The 16324-nt window shown below is 62.8% G+C and carries 12 protein-coding genes; 5 read left to right on the forward strand and 7 right to left on the reverse strand.

What is annotated here, in order from left to right; all coding sequences use genetic code 11:
• Positions 1-58: 58 nt before the first annotated feature.
• The 3 genes from ATN38_RS13430 to ATN38_RS13440 all read right to left on the reverse strand — a co-directional run bounded on the left by ATN38_RS13430 (position 59) and on the right by ATN38_RS13440 (position 3790).
• Complete coding sequence (locus ATN38_RS13430) at positions 59-2092, reverse strand: S9 family peptidase (protein ID WP_030536637.1); 2034 nt, start codon at positions 2090-2092, stop codon at positions 59-61.
• 12 nt (positions 2093-2104) lie between these two features.
• Entirely contained in the window at positions 2105-2719 is a 615-nt protein-coding gene (locus ATN38_RS13435; RefSeq protein ID WP_218748097.1) for a GNAT family N-acetyltransferase, read from the reverse strand.
• A gap of 63 nt (positions 2720-2782) precedes the next feature.
• Positions 2783-3790, reverse strand: coding sequence for an iron-siderophore ABC transporter substrate-binding protein (locus tag ATN38_RS13440; protein WP_030536639.1), 1008 nt, complete (start codon positions 3788-3790; stop codon positions 2783-2785).
• A 121-nt stretch (positions 3791-3911) separates the two neighbouring features.
• Here ATN38_RS13440 and ATN38_RS13445 point away from each other — a divergent pair, with 121 nt between their 5' ends.
• Together ATN38_RS13445 and fdhD are read left to right on the forward strand one after the other, a co-directional pair.
• A complete protein-coding gene (locus ATN38_RS13445) occupies positions 3912-6221 on the forward strand; it encodes an FdhF/YdeP family oxidoreductase (RefSeq protein ID WP_030536640.1) in 2310 nt (769 codons plus the stop codon).
• Between the two features lies 1 nt (position 6222).
• Positions 6223-7092, forward strand: coding sequence for a formate dehydrogenase accessory sulfurtransferase FdhD (gene fdhD, locus ATN38_RS13450; RefSeq protein ID WP_064113167.1), 870 nt, complete (start codon positions 6223-6225; stop codon positions 7090-7092).
• Here the strand turns inward: fdhD and ATN38_RS13455 are convergent.
• Genes ATN38_RS13455 through aroQ form a run of 3 tightly spaced genes read right to left on the reverse strand, consistent with a single transcriptional unit; the run spans position 7043 to position 10280 of the window.
• Entirely contained in the window at positions 7043-8956 is a 1914-nt protein-coding gene (locus tag ATN38_RS13455) for a sugar phosphate isomerase/epimerase and 4-hydroxyphenylpyruvate domain-containing protein (protein ID WP_073512179.1), read from the reverse strand. The two genes, fdhD and ATN38_RS13455, sit on opposite strands and share 50 nt — an antisense overlap.
• A complete protein-coding gene (locus ATN38_RS13460; protein WP_007730970.1) occupies positions 8953-9831 on the reverse strand; it encodes a shikimate dehydrogenase in 879 nt (292 codons plus the stop codon). Before ATN38_RS13460 ends, ATN38_RS13455 begins: the two co-directional genes overlap by 4 nt.
• Positions 9831-10280: a type II 3-dehydroquinate dehydratase gene (gene aroQ / locus ATN38_RS13465; protein ID WP_007730969.1), complete on the reverse strand. Its 450-nt coding sequence runs from the start codon at positions 10278-10280 to the stop codon at positions 9831-9833. Before aroQ ends, ATN38_RS13460 begins: the two co-directional genes overlap by 1 nt.
• Before the next feature lie 127 nt (positions 10281-10407).
• Between aroQ and ATN38_RS13470 the strand changes: the two genes are divergently transcribed.
• The 3 genes from ATN38_RS13470 (at position 10408) to ATN38_RS13480 (ending at position 14904) form a co-directional block, all read left to right on the forward strand.
• Entirely contained in the window at positions 10408-11082 is a 675-nt protein-coding gene (locus ATN38_RS13470; RefSeq protein ID WP_007730968.1) for a TetR family transcriptional regulator, read from the forward strand.
• 71 nt (positions 11083-11153) lie between these two features.
• Positions 11154-13376, forward strand: a complete 2223-nt coding sequence (locus ATN38_RS13475; protein WP_218748098.1) for a glycoside hydrolase family 3 C-terminal domain-containing protein — start codon at positions 11154-11156, stop codon at positions 13374-13376.
• Positions 13377-13566: 190 nt separating this feature from the next.
• Complete coding sequence (locus tag ATN38_RS13480; RefSeq protein ID WP_003944496.1) at positions 13567-14904, forward strand: MFS transporter; 1338 nt, start codon at positions 13567-13569, stop codon at positions 14902-14904.
• A 117-nt stretch (positions 14905-15021) separates the two neighbouring features.
• On the opposite strand, the gene clpX is transcribed toward ATN38_RS13480, so the two are convergent.
• The gene (gene clpX, locus ATN38_RS13485; RefSeq protein ID WP_003944582.1) at positions 15022-16302 is read right to left on the reverse strand and encodes an ATP-dependent Clp protease ATP-binding subunit ClpX; all 1281 of its coding nucleotides are present in this window, start codon (positions 16300-16302) and stop codon (positions 15022-15024) included.
• Positions 16303-16324 lie beyond the last annotated feature (22 nt).

The following is a 16324-nucleotide window of genomic DNA, read 5'->3' on the forward strand; positions in this document are numbered from 1 at the left end:
CCACGCGAAGACGCTCGTGCCTCGTTCGGTGTTTCATCCGAACGAGGCACGCGCGGGTTCAGCCCAGAATCTCCGGTAGCGCGACATCTTCGCCGAGAACGTGCTCGGAGAGGAACGCGGTGACCACCTCGTACCAGATCTTGGTGTGCTGCGGCTTGAGCACCCAATGATTCTCGTCGGGGAAGTAGAGGAAGCGATGGTCCGTTTTCCCGTCGTCGTCGGCGGGCAGACCTGACTCGGCAAGCAGTTCGTACCAGAGTCGCAAGCCCTCACCGATCGGAACCCGGTAGTCCTTGTCGCCATGGATGACCAGCATCGGAGTCGTGATGTCCGCGACGTACAGATGCGGCGAATTCTCGACGGCCATCTCAGGCGACATCTCGCGCTGCCAGTACCAGGCAGCGTCCGTCGTCGGGCCGAATTGATCGAGTGCCCACAGACTCGCGTGGGTGACGATGGCGTCGAAACGGTTGGTATGTCCGGCAATCCAGTTGGCCATGTAACCACCGAACGAACCACCCATCGCGCCTGTTCGCTTGGGGTCGATCTCGGGCTGGGCGACAGCAGCATCGGTGATCGCCATCAGATCGGTGAAGGGCGCCTTGCCCCACTGACCCCACCCCCGCTGGACGAAGTCCTGGCCGTATCCGGTCGAGAGCGCGGGATCTGGTAGCAGTACTGCATAGCCCTTGGCGACGAGCAGCCACGGATTCCACCGCCAGGACCAGGTGTTCCACGAACCGAGTGGGCCGCCGTGGACCCAGAGAAGCAATGGCACCGGTGCATGCGGCGCGGCGCCCGTCGGCAGCGCCAACCAGCTACGCACCGTCGAACCGTCCTCGGCACGCGCGGTGATCTCGGTCAATGTTCCCGGCAGCTCCGGCAAAGTGTCGGGCCCACGAAGTGCGGTGATCTCACCTGATCGCAGATCGACCCGCACCACGTGCGGGGGCGCTTCGTACGAGGCTCGCAACGCGTAGATCGACTCACCGTCCGGCGCCACTCGAACGTCGGTGTACGCCGCGTCGTCGGCTGTCAGGCGCACTGGTTGGCCCCACAGGTCGATGGTGAAGATCGGACCGCGGCCGCCGTCGTCAGCGGTGACGACCAGCCCGGATCCGTCGGGTAGCCAGGCAAGTGAGGTAGGCCAGCGATCCCAGCCGTCGGCGACGCCGGTCACGGCACCGGATCCGAAGTCGTAGAGCTGCAGAGTCATTCGTGGTGCGGACTCCGGTGTGGTGAGTGTCTCCCGGATGAACGCGAGCTTGGTTCCGTCCGGCGAGAGCACCGGGTTGTAGACGTCCGCGTCGGCCTCGTCGACAAGCGTGACTCGGTCACCGGTCACCGTGTCGATCCGAACCAACGTCGATCGGCGGGCGGCACTCGCATCGCCGACAGTCCACGTGGTCACGACGAAGAGACCGTCGTCGGAAATCGTGGTCGACGTCTCCCGCAGCGCTGCGCCTGCCGTCGGTGTGATGTCCCGCAACTCGACGGATTCCTTCGAATCCGTCTCGGCCACAACCAGATGCGGATGATCGGGGCCCAGGTCGTGGTCCCAGTGGCGCACCGGATAACCGGTGTGCAGCATCGCCGTGACTTTCTTGTCCTTGCGCGCCGATCGCACCTGATCGTCCTGGTCGAGGCTGATCGCCGAAGCCATGACCGACGTCTGGGCCACGAACGTCGGCGCCGCCTTCGCCGCTGATACCGACGAGACACCACCGGGACGCGAGATCAGCAGCTGAGCTTCTCCGCCCGCCGCTGGTAGGCGCCAGAGTGCTGGTTGCGGATCACTCTCGCCCGGCACGGCTCGCGTGGCAGTGAAGAGCACGTCGCCGTCGAACGCGAAGGCAGCACCGGACTCGCTGGTCGAACCCCAGGTCAACCGACGCGCAGGACGCCGGCCTTCCGGGTCGATCTCCCACAACGAGGACACGTATTCGGCGCTCTTGTCGTCGAGAACGGCGCGCGCGCAGATCAGCAGCGAGCCGTCAGGTGACAACACCAGGCCGGACAACCTGGCCAGAGCGATGTAGTCGTCGAGTTCGTCGAACGGTGTGCCTGCGTGGAGCTCGGGAATCTGGGTCACCACTAGTTCGTATCACGCGCCCCGCGGTTGACGCATCATTGCGTAGATCGTCGGCCCGCCGCCTGGCATGACGATGTCACGGGTCACTTCGAAACCGAAGCGGTTGTAGTACGGGATGTTCGATTCCTTGCTGCTCTCGAGGTAAGCGTCGACATGTTCACGGTCACAACGCTCCAACCGAGAGTTCAGCAGCGCTTTGCCGTATCCCCCACCGCGCGCCGCGCTGCCGGTCCCGACGGTCGCGAGATACCAGTGCGGCGAATTCGGGTGTGCTCCTTCGAGAACGGAGCTGACCTCGGCCGCGTGTCGAAGCCCCCTGCCGAAGACACGCACCATTGCGGGCAGGCTCACGAGCCCGGAAATCCACGACTGCTTCCACCGCCCCGGCGGATCCCACAGAGTTGCCCCGCCGATCAGGCCGTTGTCGTCGGTGGCCACCTCGACGCCGCCCCCGGCGAGGTGGTGGTAACGAGTCTCTGCGGCAAACAGTTTCGTCAGGCGATCAGCCCTGGTGGCCTCGTCCGGCAACATCCACGCCATCAAGGGATCATCTTCGAACGCCTCGGCCAACACTGCCGACAGTGCCGGAATATCGGATCGGACAGCCGGCCGTACGTGTACACCCATGAGGCGAGAGTACCGCCGACTGTCCGAATCACTGGACTTTGAACAGCGCTGTCCTTGAACCGATCAGACGAGCAAGCCCGCAATCCGCGGCGGAATCTGTTCGAGCGCGTACGGCAAGCTCAGTACGGTGCTCCACGTCATGGCTTCGGCAGCAGCGTCTTCCAGAATGATCGCGCGGCCGTCCTTCACGACGTCGAGTTCCTGGTAGATCGGGGTCTTGTCCAGCTCCGCGCGAAGCTTGTCGCCGTAGCCGCCACCGGCGTACCAGACGAGTACGTCGACGTCCGCGAGCGAGAGTTGCTCGGTGCTGATCTCGGCGAAGTTACCCGTGATCTGATCGGTGACAGGCGGATTCACGAATCCGAGTTCGGTGAAGAACCGCACCTTCGGGTCTTCCGGTCCGTAGACCCCGAACTGCCCCGGCCCCTTCAACGCGCCGACCAGAACGGTCTTGCCGGCAAACGCCGGATTGGCCGTCTTCACGTCGGCGAACTTCTGGTCGACGCCGGCGATCAGCTCGGTGGCCTTACCCTGCTGCCCCAACGCTTCGCCGATGATGGTCGTCTGGTTCTGCCAGGGGATTCCGTAATCCGCGAACTCCTTGGGCTGCGCCACCGTCGGCGCAATGGCACTGAGTTTGTCGTATTGCGCCTGAGTGAGCCCGGAGTAGGTGCCGACAATGAGGTCGGGTGTCGTGGCAGCGACCTTCTCCATCTGAATGGTGGTGCCCGCAGTTCCGATGATCTCGGGAGTCGCCCCGTTCAGCAGCGGCTGCGCCCAGGGCCACACTCCGTAGGGGTAATCGCCGTACCAGTCGAAGGTTCCGACCAAGGTCCCACCGAGCGCCAGGATCGCATCTTGATCGTTGTATCCGACACTGACGATCCGCTGCGGATCCTTGGGCAACTCCGTAGCCCCGAACTTGTGGGTGATCGATTCCGCAGAGTCACCGCTGGGAGGTGTGTCCTCGTCGTTCGAACTGGAGCAGGCTGCGGCGAATGCCAGCAACGCTCCCGACGTGCCGATCAGAAATCCGCGCCGGGTCAGCCGACCTGCGTCCGTTCGATCCATGTTCCTACCCCTTAAAGTCTGCTGGTTCGGTAGGTAAGGCTAGCCGATGGAAGCTTCATTCCGGCTAGTTCGACCGGCCCATTCGATGGCAGTACCGCGCCGTTCGGGCCACTATGGAGACATGACGCGCCAGGGCCCCTCGAAGGACATCGACGAATCGGATCTCGAAGTCACGCACCCCAAGGACTACGCCGCCGGAGTTCCGGCCGTTCTGGTGTCGCTGCAACGAGGAATCGAGCAGATGGGAGCCTTGCGGACCGCCCGAACGCTCACCAGACTCAACCAGCGACACGGCTTCGACTGCCCGGGGTGTGCGTGGCCGGAGACTCCCGGACATCGCAAGCCCGCCGAATTCTGCGAGAACGGAGCGAAGGCTGTTGCCGAGGAAGCAACGCTTCGCACCGTCACACCCGAATTCTTCGCGGAGCACTCGATCGCCGATCTCGAAGGCAAGACCGACTACTGGCTCGGACAGCAGGGGCGACTGACGCACCCGATGGTCCTGACGCCGGGAGCAACCCATTACCGGCCGATCGACTGGGACGGCGCGTACGCACTGATCGCCGAACATCTGAACGGCCTCGCATCGCCGGACGAAGCGGTGTTCTACACCTCCGGTCGCACGTCCAACGAAGCCGCGTTTCTCTACCAGTTGATGATTCGCAGCTACGGCACCAACAACATGCCCGACTGTTCCAACATGTGTCACGAGTCGTCCGGAAGCGCACTGACCGAATCCATCGGCATCGGCAAAGGCTCGGTGACGGTTCCCGACCTCGAGAACGCCGATCTCATCCTCATCGCCGGACAGAACCCCGGCACCAACCACCCTCGAATGCTCTCGACGCTGGAGAAGGCAAAGAGCAACGGCGCCAAGATCATTGCCATCAATCCTCTGCCCGAGGCGGGATTGCGCAGGTTCAAGGATCCACAGAAGGTGTCCGGCGTGATCGGGCACGGAGTCGACATCGCGGACGAGTTCCTGCAGATCCGGCTGGGCGGCGACATGGCGCTGTTCCAAGGCCTGGGGAAGCTGCTGCTCGAGCAGGAAGATCGCGCTCCCGGGACGGTCGTCGACCGTGCCTTCGTCGACCGGTACTGCGCCGGTTGGGACGAATACGAGAAGCACATCCGCGCGGTCGATCTCGACACGGTACTCGAGGCAACGGGTCTGTCGATGGCACAGCTCGAGGAAACGGCGGCCGCACTTGCCCGATCCGAGCGAACCGTCACCTGCTGGGCCATGGGGATCACTCAGCACACACACGGAGTCGCCACCATCGAAGAAGCAGTCAACCTGCTGCTCATGCGTGGAATGATGGGCAAACCCGGTGCCGGCGTTTGTCCGGTGCGAGGACACTCCAATGTCCAGGGTGACCGCACGATGGGCATCTGGGAAAAGATGCCGGAAGAGTTCCTGGCCGCGCTCGACACCGAGTTCTCGATCTCGAGTCCCCGCAAGCACGGATGGGACACCGTCGACGCAATCCGCGCCATGAACGCAGGCAAGGCAAGCTTCTTCATGGCGATGGGCGGCAACTTCATCCAGGCAAGCCCGGACACCGCAGCGACCGAAACAGCGTTGCGTCAATGCGAACTCACCGTGCAGGTGTCCACCAAGCTGAACCGCAGTCACGTGGTCCACGGGCAGACCGCGATCATCCTCCCCACCCTCGGACGCACCGACCTCGACGTCCAAGCCGGCGGAAAGCAGCTTGTCTCCGTGGAGGATTCGATGTCCATGGTGCACCTGTCGCGCGGACGCCTCACACCGGTCAGCCCCTACCTGCGTAGCGAAGTCGCCATCATCTGCCAACTCGCCCGCGAACTACTCGGCAACGATCACTCCGTCCGCTGGTCGGCCTTCGAGGGCAACTACGACCTGATCCGCGATTCCATCTCACGGGTAGTGCCAGGCTGCGAAAACTACAACTCCCGCGTTCGAGAGCCAGACGGATTCCAACTCCCCCACCCGCCGCGTGACTCGCGTGAGTTCCGCACGCACACCGGCAAAGCCAACTTCGGCGTGAACGACCTGCACTGGATACCCACTCCGAGTGGGCGCCTGATTCTGCAGACGATGCGCAGCCACGACCAGTACAACACCACGATCTACGGCCTCGACGACAGATACCGCGGCATCAAGGGCGGACGCAAAGTCATCCTCGTCAACGCCGAAGACATCACCGCGCTCGGATTCCGTGACGGCGATCTCGTCGACATCGTGTCCGAGTGGACAACACCCGACGGCACACTCGAAGAGCGTCGGGTCACGGAATTCCGCATCGTCTCCTACGACACCCCGCGCGGCAATGCTGCGGCGTACTACCCGGAGACAAATCCGCTCGTTCCCCTCGAACACGTTGCGGCCAAGTCGAACACGCCGGTGTCGAAGGCCGTCACCGTTCGACTCGAAGCATCGGGCGCCTGAGATGGGACGAGTCACCGCACGAACACCGGTCGTTCGAATCTCGGGTGATCGGGTCGTCACGCGCCCCGACACGCTGGCCGTCGAGGAACCACTCGAAATGAGAGTGGGCGGTCAGGTGCTGGCAGTGACGATGCGGACCCCCGGCAACGACGTCGACCTCGTGCACGGATTCCTTCTCAGCGAAGGTGTCATCGCCACCCGCGACGACGTGAGCGTCGTCCGCTACTGCGACGGCGTCGACGAATCCGGTGCGAACACGTACAACGTCCTCGACATCGCTCTCGCTCCCGGAGTGCCGTTGCCCGACCACACCACCGATCGGAACACCGTCGTCAGTTCCGCGTGCGGCGTGTGCGGCAAGACCTCGCTCGACGCCGTCCGAACCACGACGCGACATCCGCTGGTCGGTGACACGACTTCCGTCACCTCGACCATCCTGTCGGCCATGCCGGTCACACTGCGGGAGAGCCAACGGATCTTCGAGCGCACCGGTGGCCTGCACGCGGCCGGATTGTTCACCGCCACCGGCGAACTCCTGGCACTGCGCGAGGATGTCGGCCGTCACAACGCCGTCGACAAGGTGATCGGTTGGGCCATCACCGACGGCCGAGTGCCCCTCTACGACACGATCTTGATCGTCAGCGGTCGGGCGTCGTTCGAACTCGTCCAGAAGGCCGTCATGGCCGGCATTCCGATCCTCGGTGCTGTCTCCGCGCCGTCGTCGCTGGCCGTGGAACTAGCGCAGGAGTCCGGGCTGACTCTCGCCGGTTTCATCCGCGGCGATTCGATGAATATCTACTCGCACCCGCACCGAGTCGAGGTCACGTCGAACTCGCGCGCAACTGAGCCGACAGTCGCACAGCGGAGTTAACTTCCCCGTAGCCCTCGTATCCACCCACCCGCTGCACGACCTCGAAGAACAGGTCTCCCCCGACGGTCGGGGTGAACAGGTGGAAGAACTCGCCGTGAGCGTCCGCGTCGTAAAGGATTCCGGCGCTGCGCATCCGGTCGAGCAGTTCTGAATTCAGACCGAAACGTGCGTCCAGATCGTCGTAGTAGTTCGGGGAAATGGGTAGCGGAGCAAAGCCCCAGTCCTGCATGGACGCAGCGGCACCGAAGATGTTCTCACACGCGAAAGCGACGTGGCTGACGCCGCCGCGGCGGACCGTCGGCAGCCCGCTTCGACTGCCCTCCACCATGTTCAGTGAGATCCGCAGGGTATGTCCGTCACCGTCCTGAACGAGCGTGAGTGCCTGGCTCCGCATGAGTCCGACCGAATCGGTGACGTCCTGCCCCTCGTGCGGTTGCATCTCGAACACGGACCGCAGGAGCAGCATGATGCCGTCCCAACTCTCCGCCGGAACTGCCAGTGCCACGTGGTCGATCCCGGTGAACACTGCGCCCTGTTCACGATTGCGCTCGGCGGGCAGCGGGTAGATCTCGAATGCCGATTCCCACGCTGCAGCGCTGCCAGGGCCACGAAGGTCGATCGATGTCGCATCGGTGACCTTCAAGCGTACGACGTCCGGTACCTCGGAGTTCTCGTCGCTCGAACCGGGCAACTGCACGCGCGTCGCCGGTACTTCGAGAGCCAGAGCGCGCTCTCCCCACACTTCGGGTTCGGTTGCCCTGATGCCGATCTGAGTGAGAACCGGCAGATCCGCGGGCAGCCCGGGCGCCGTCCACACCGTGCCCGCTGTCGCGTCGACGGCAACGGTGAGCGGTCCGTGCCGCCACAACTGCAAGTCGTGATCGTGGTGCCGTCCGACCAGATGAAAACCGACGCGAGAGAGCATCGAGTGCACCTGGTCCTGTTTAGCCGGACCCGCAGCGATTCGCAGAGACACGATCCCTTCGAGCGGGGTGCGCTCCGGGGCGGTGAACAGCGTGGGTCCACCGGCGGCAGGGTTCGCGGCGGCGACCTGTTCTTCCAGATGCAGGAGCGACCGATGAGCGTCGATTGCCGTCCGCTGGGTGTCCGCGCGTCGGAATACGTCGTTGAAGATCTCGAGCGACCACGGTCCGTCGTAACCGGTGGCGTAGACATGCTGAGCGAACGCATTGAGATCGAAGCTGCCCTGCCCCGGGAAGTTTCGGTGATGCCGGCTCCACTGGAGGATGTCCATCGCCAAGAACGGAGCGTCCGCCAACTGGAGGAAGAAGATCTTCTCGCCGGGAATCTCGCGAATTCCGGCGGGATCGTCACCGCGCGAGAGGATGTGAAAGCTGTCCAGACAGGTACCGAGCGAAGGATGGTCGACGCCCTCGACGATCTGCCACGCATGGCCGTACGTGTTGACGTGGGCACCCCACGCGAGCGCCTCGTATGCAACCTTCTTGCCGTGCTCGGACGCCAGTTCGGCGAGAGCTCCGAATTGCTCTGTCAACTGACCGTCATCGTGACTTGCGGTCGGCAGGGGCGAGGAGCACACCAGGAGCGTCTCGCACCCCAGTTGATCCATGAGCTCGAATTTGCGTTGCACTCGAACAAGATTCCGAGCAAATTGGGCCTCGTCCACCGTGTCGAAGTCACGGAACGGCTGATACAGATCGAGGGTCAAGCCCAGATCCGCAGCCCTCGTTCGTAATTCCTTCGGGGACCACGGCGAAGCAACAAAATCCGGCTCGAACACCTCGAAGCCGTCGAAGCCGGCAGCAGCGATGGCGTCGAGCTTCTCCTCGAGAGTGCCACTGAGCGATACCGTCGCGATCGACGTCCGGACCGGGGCACTCACAGCGCTGCCGCAGTCTGTTCGCCGTGTACAAGTTCCGTCATGTGCGTGAGCATCCGCTTACTGTCGGGCTCGATGCCCGTGAAGATCCGGAACGCGTCGACGGCCTGGAAGACAGTCATTCCGCCTCCGCTGAGCGTCGGGGCTCCGATCAACCTTGCCTGACGCAACAGTTCGGTTTCGAGTGGACGGTAGACGATTTCGGCCACCCACAGATCAGGGCGAAGCAGATCCGGCGAGAATGCCATTCCGGGATGAGCCGCCATTCCCATCGGCGTCGCGTGGATCAATCCGTTTGCCTTGCCGAGCACTTCGGCGAGGTCGCTCGTGTGCCGCGCCTCGACAACCTGCGCCGGAAACTGCTGCGCGAAGGTTTGTGCAAGTTCCTGCGCGCGAGGCAGGCTCGAATCGACCAACGTCAGTGTCCCGACGCCACGGGTGAGCGCGGCATAGGCAACCGCCGCACCGGCTCCGCCGGCACCGAGCTGCACGACGCGATCGAGCTGTGCGCCGGGAAGTCCGTCGTCGAAATTTCGGCCGAAGCCCGACCAATCGGTGTTGTGTCCGATCGCCTTGCCGGAGTCGAAGAGGACCGTGTTCACCGCTCCGAGCCGGCTCGCATCCGGCGAGAGCTCGTCGAGGTGCTCGATCACCAACTGCTTGCACGGGTGAGTGATGTTGAGGCCGCGGAACCCGAAACGTCTTGCATAGGTGAGAAGTTCACCGATGTCCGACGGCGCCATCCCCATCGCATCGAGATCGAGGATGCGGTAGACGTACGGCAGGCCCTGTCTGCGCCCTTCCTCCTCGTGCATGATCGGAGTCAAGGAGGCTCCGATGCCGGTGCCGATCAGACCGCAGAGGATCGAATCACTCATCAGTTCTTCCCTTCTCGGACGCAGACGAATTCGACTGCGGCGCTGTAACCGTCGATTCCCAATCCGCAGATGACAGCGTCGGCGATCCCGGAGACATACGAGTGGTGACGGAATTCTTCGCGACTGTGGATGTTGCTGATGTGCACCTCCACGACGGGGGCATCGAGTGTGACCAGAGCGTCACGCAACGCAACGGAGGTATGCGAGTACCCACCGGGATTGATGACGATGCCCGCAACGTTTCCCCTGGCCTCGTGGATCCAATCGATCAGTTGGCCCTCGTGGTTCGACTGCCTTGCCTCGACCACCGCTCCGAACTTCGCGGCCGCCGCTTCACAGCGGGAAACTACGTCGTCCAGCGTGTCTCTCCCGTAGAACTCCGGTTGGCGCTGGCCCAACAAATTCAAGTTGGGCCCGTTGAGGACCAGAATCGGTAGAGATGAAGTCATCAGGGGCACCTCGGGGTTGACGCTCGAAACTAATGTACGAACTAGTGAGTTAGTTCACTGGACGTTACTCCCCCGACGCGGACTCGACAAGCAAAGTCGACAAACTGCTGACAGATAGAGTGAGCACATGGTTTCCGAGCAGTCAGTGAACTCCGTGGTGTCGAAGCCGGAGAAACGACGCCGAAACAGCGATCTGACCAGGGTGAACATCATCGCCGTCGCCACCGAGGAGTTTGCCGACAAAGGCTTTGCCGGCGCCCGAGTGGACGAGATCGCAACCAAGACTCACACCACCAAGCGCATGATCTACTACTACTTCACCGACAAGGAAGGGCTGTACAAGTCCGTCCTCGAACACGCGTACAGCGTCATTCGTGCGCAGGAACGTGAACTCGACCTCGAGGGATTGAAACCCACGGCAGCAGTCCGCGCCTTGGCCGAACTCACCTTCGACCACCACGAACAACACCCGAACTTCATTCGGCTGGTAGCCAACGAGAACATGCTCCGCGGTGAGCACATCGAGAAATCCGAGCTACTCAGCGGTCTCGGCGCCCCCGCCGCCGACCTGGTCTCGCAGATCCTCCACGACGGACAGCAGTCGGGAGCATTCCGCTCCGACGTAGATGCTCTCGATATTCACATGTTGATCAGCAGTTACTGCGTCTTTCGTATCGCCAATCGTTACACCTTCAAAGCGCTCTTCGACCGCGACCTGACCGACTCGACGCATCGTGAGCATCTTCGAACAATGCTCGGCGACATGGTTGTTGCGTTCTTGACCTCGAAGGCGCCGTCCTGACCCACCCCGAAGTCCGAAAAATCCCCCTACGGTGGTGAGTGGAACTCACAGCTGCCACCGGGAGGAATGACGTGACCGAGAATTACGTAGACGGGCTTTCACTCGAGGAGAAGGCGTCGTTGACGTCGGGCTCGGATTTCTGGCACAGCCAGTCCGTTCCCGGAATCGAATCGATACTCCTGACCGACGGTCCGCACGGAGTCCGGAAACAACCCGAGGGCGGCGACGCACTCGGACTCGGCCACAGCATTCCAGCGACATGTTTCCCACCGGCGGTCGGGTTGGGCTCGTCGTGGAACCTCGACCTCATCCGCCAGGTCGGTGAGGCTCTGGGCGACGAGGCCAAAGCCGAACAGGTCTCGGTCCTCCTCGGCCCAGGCATCAACATCAAACGATCACCCTTGTGTGGCAGGAACTTCGAATACGTCTCCGAGGACCCATTCCTCTCCGGCCGCGTCGCGGCAGCCCTGATCACCGGCATCCAGTCTCGCGGCGTCGGAACCTCGCTCAAGCACTTCGCTGCCAACAACCAAGAACACGACCGGATGAGAGTCAGTGCCGACGTCGACGAACGGACACTGCGCGAGATCTATCTGGCCGGCTTCGAATACGCCGTCAAGACCGCGGCCCCGACGACGGTCATGTGCTCGTACAACAAGATCAACGGTGTGTACTCGAGCCAGAACCATTGGCTGCTCACCGAGGTACTCCGCGAACAGTGGGGCTTCGACGGCCTCGTCGTTTCGGACTGGGGAGCGGTCAACGACCGCGTGGCGGCACTCGCCGCGGGCCTCGACCTGGAAATGCCGCCGACCGGAACCGATACCCAGATCGTCGACGCCGTGCGCGGCGGCGACCTGGACGAATCAGTGCTCACCACTGCCGCCGAGCGCCTGGCGACGCTGGTGGCACGCACCGCCGCCGCGCGCACCGAGGGCCACACGTACGACGTCGAGCGTCACCACGAACTGGCACGGACCGCTGCAGCGGAGTCCGCTGTCTTGCTGGCCAACGACGGAGAACTGCTGCCGCTGACCCCCGGCGGGCAAACCGTCGCGGTGATCGGCGAATTCGCGTGCAGCCCGCGGTACCAGGGAGCCGGCAGTTCACAGGTGGTCCCGACCAAGCTCGACAATGCCTTGGACGCGATCCTCGACCTCGAAGGCGCCGACCGCGTCACTTTCGCACCGGGCTTCACCTTCGACGGCACTCCGGACGACGACATGGTCACCGAGGCTGTCGACGCCGCACGCCGCGCCGACGTCGCGGTGCTGTTCCTCGGACTACCGTCCGCCACGGAATCCGAAGGATTCGACCGAACCGACATCGAACTGCCGGCTGACCAGATCGCCCTGCTGAAAGCGGTCCACGGCGCGAACCCGAACACGGTCGTCGTGCTCGCCAACGGCGGTGTGGTTGCGATCGAGCCTTGGAAGGATCATGCCGCCGCAATCCTCGAGGGCTGGCTACTCGGCCAGGCGGGCGGCTCGGCGATTGCCGATCTTCTGTTCGGCATCACGAATCCGTCCGGCCGCCTGACGGAGACCATTCCGCATCGCCTCCAAGACAATCCGTCGTATCTGCATTTCCCGGGATCACAGCAGCACGTCCGCTACGGCGAAGGCCTGTACGTGGGATACCGCTACTACGACTCCGCACTGCGCGAAGTGGCGTACCCGTTCGGGTTCGGGCTGAGCTACACCACCTTCGACATCACCGATACCTCCGTCGAGGCCGGTGAGAACTCCGCCGAAGTGACCGTCACCGTGCGCAACAGCGGCGACCGATCGGGCAGCACCGTCGTTCAGGTCTACGTCCACGACGCCTCGGCAAGCATCGATCGACCCGCGCAGGAATTGAAAGGCTTCGCCAAGGTCCACCTCGACCCCGACGAATCCGCGACTGTGACCATCACGCTCGACACCAGGGCATTTGCCTATTGGTCCGTCGCGGCGCAGGACTGGGCGATCGAACCTGGCGACTACGAGATCCGCGTCGGCTTCTCGTCTCGGGACATCGCAACCACCGACACGATCACCCTGGCCGGGAACGTCGGCGTCGGCACGCTCGACGCCATGTCGACCATCGGCGAATGGCTCGCCCATCCCGTCGGCAGCGCAGTTCTCGGCGCCGCCATGGCTGCCGCAGCGGGCGACGGTGCACAGGCGGTCAGCCCCGAGATGATGGCACTCGCAGGCTCGATGCCGCTCGGAAAACTCGCCACCTTCGGCCTCGGGATCACCGAGGAACAGGTGGAGCAGTTGGTGGCGGCCGCAGCACAGCCGGCCTCCTAACTCCCTGAACTGCGGTTTCGACGAGCGGCGTGACCGCCAGTAGATTTTTATGAACTATTTGGTTAATAATCTTGTGTAGTTGCTGTGGCGTCGGTTACATTCCTTGTATCGCTCTCCGCACAGACGTTCTTTATACGAACACAATCGGCGGATGTAGAGCCTCCACGACGCTTCCACCCAGGAGATGAGCATGTCAGCTAGCACGGTTACACCGTCCGGGCCCGAGGCGGGGTCCTTGGCAAGGCCGGATACGACCAAGGTCAAGCGCGCCGCAACATCGTCGTTTCTCGGCAGCATGCTCGAGTACTACGACTTCTACATCTACGCCTCCGCCGCTGCGCTCATCTTCCCCACGGTGTTCTTCCCGGACAGCGGACATGCGGCTCTGCTTTCGCTGGCCACCTTCGGTGTCGCGTACGTCGCGCGTCCCCTCGGCGCTGTAGTCCTCGGCCATTTCGGTGACCGCGTCGGCCGCAAGAAGATCATGCTGCTCACGCTCATTCTGATGGGCGCAGCCACCTTCCTCATCGGATGTATTCCCAGCGCCGATTCGATCGGAGTTCTTGCACCGATCCTTCTTGTCCTGATGAGAATCGCCCAGGGCATCTCCGCTGCCGGTGAACAGAGCGGTGCCAGCTCACTGACGCTCGAACACGCCCCCGAAGGCCGACGCGCGTTCTTCTGCAGTTGGACCCTCAACGGCACCCAGGCCGGCTTCATCCTCGCCAGCCTCGTATTCCTGCCCATCGCCGCGCTCCCCGACGACATCCTTTACACGTGGGGTTGGCGAATCCCGTTCTGGGGCAGCCTGATCGTTCTGGTCGCGGCATACATCATGCGTCTCAAGCTCGAAGAGCCCGAAGAGTTCACCGAGCAGCAGGAATCCAAGACCGTCGCCAAATTGCCTGTTGCCGATCTTCTTCGCACCCACAGCGCAAATCTGATTCGCGTGATCTGCTGCGCTTTCATCGCCGTCGTCTCGACCATCTTCTCCGTCTTCGGTCTCGCTTTCGCCACCACCGAAGAAGTGGGGATTCCGAAGTCGACCATGCTCTGGGTTGCCATCGCAGCCAACGCCGTAGCCCTGCTCAGTCAGCCCGCCTGGGCGATGCTCTCCGACCGGATCGGTCGCAGGCCGTTGTTCATCGGTGGCGCCCTCGGTAGCGCGGTGTTCATCTACGTGTACTTCGGCGCAATCGCCAGCGGCAACGTTCCCCTGATCTTCCTCGCCGCAATCGGATTGATGTCCGTCTTCTACGCTGCCCCGAATGCCATCTGGCCGTCGTTCTACTCCGAGATGTTCAACACCAAGGTCCGCTACTCGGGCATTGCGATCGGCACCCAGGTCGGCTTCGCCCTCGCAGGCTTTGCCCCCGCCATCGGCAACGCCCTCATGGGCGGCGACAAGACACACTGGATGCCCGTTGCCATTCTGACTTCGGTGGCCTGCGTCATCTGCGCGATCTCGGCGTTCACCGCCAAGGAGACGTTCCGCACCCCCCTCAAGGAGCTCGGCAACCCGATCTAGCCGACCACCCCACAGACACCCTGCACGAACCACTGTGTTACACGAACCACTGTGTTGCGCGAGCGACTGTGGCCCGGCATCTCGCGAGAGATACCGGGCCACAGTCGTTTTGAAGTTCTACGCCGTCTTGTCGCGACGCTCGCCACGCTCCGGCTTACGCGGAACGATGGTCGGAAGTACGTTGTCGTTGACGGTCTCCGCGGTGACGACCACCTTTTCGACGTCGTCACGGCTGGGAATGTCGTACATCACGGGAAGAAGAACCTCTTCCATGATGGCGCGCAGGCCACGAGCGCCGGTTCCACGCAAGATCGCCTGATCGGCAATAGCGTCGAGCGCTTCTTCGGTGAACTCGAGTTCGACGCCGTCCATGTCGAACAGGCGACGATACTGCTTGACGAGAGCGTTCTTGGGCTCCGACAGGATCTGAACGAGCGATTCCTTGTCGAGGTTGGTCACCGACGCGATCATCGGCAGTCGGCCGATGAACTCCGGAATCAGACCGAACTTGATCAAATCCTCCGGCATGACCTCGGCGAAACGATCGACCGTATCCAGTTCGGCCTTCGACCGAACCTCGGCACCGAATCCGATACCGCGCTTGCCGACACGATCGGAGACGATCCGCTCGAGACCTGCGAAAGCGCCCGCGACGATGAACAGCACGTTCGTGGTGTCGATCTGAATGAATTCCTGGTGCGGATGCTTACGGCCACCCTGCGGCGGGACGCTTGCCTGCGTACCTTCGAGGATCTTCAGCAACGCCTGCTGAACGCCTTCGCCGGAGACGTCACGCGTGATCGACGGGTTCTCGCTCTTACGGGCGATCTTGTCGACCTCGTCGATGTAGATGATTCCGGTCTCGGCGCGCTTGACGTCGTAGTCGGCAGCCTGAATCAGTTTGAGCAGAATGTTCTCGACGTCCTCACCGACGTAACCGGCCTCGGTCAACGCCGTCGCGTCAGCGATGGCGAACGGGACGTTGAGCATCTTCGCGAGAGTCTGAGCGAGATACGTCTTGCCGCAGCCGGTGGGGCCGAGCATCAAGATGTTGGATTTCGCGAGCTCAACCGTCTCACCCCGCGCATCACGGCCCTTGTCGCCGGCCTGAATGCGCTTGTAGTGGTTGTAGACGGCCACGGCCAACGTCCGCTTGGCGGAGTCCTGACCGATGACGTAGTTCTCGAGGAATTCTCGGATCTCCGCAGGCTTGGGAAGCTCGTCGAGCTTGACCTCGCTCGATTCGGCCAATTCCTCTTCGATGATCTCGTTGCAGAGGTCGATGCACTCGTCGCAGATGTACACCCCGGGTCCTGCAATGAGCTTTTTGACCTGCTTCTGACTCTTACCGCAGAAAGAGCACTTGAGCAGATCCCCGCCGTCGCCGATGCGTGCCATCTCGTGAGGTCCCTACTTTCCA

The sequence above is a fragment of the Rhodococcus sp. FH8 genome (assembly GCF_019266085.1).
GTDB classification, from domain to species: Bacteria; Actinomycetota; Actinomycetes; order Mycobacteriales; family Mycobacteriaceae; genus Rhodococcus_F; species Rhodococcus_F qingshengii.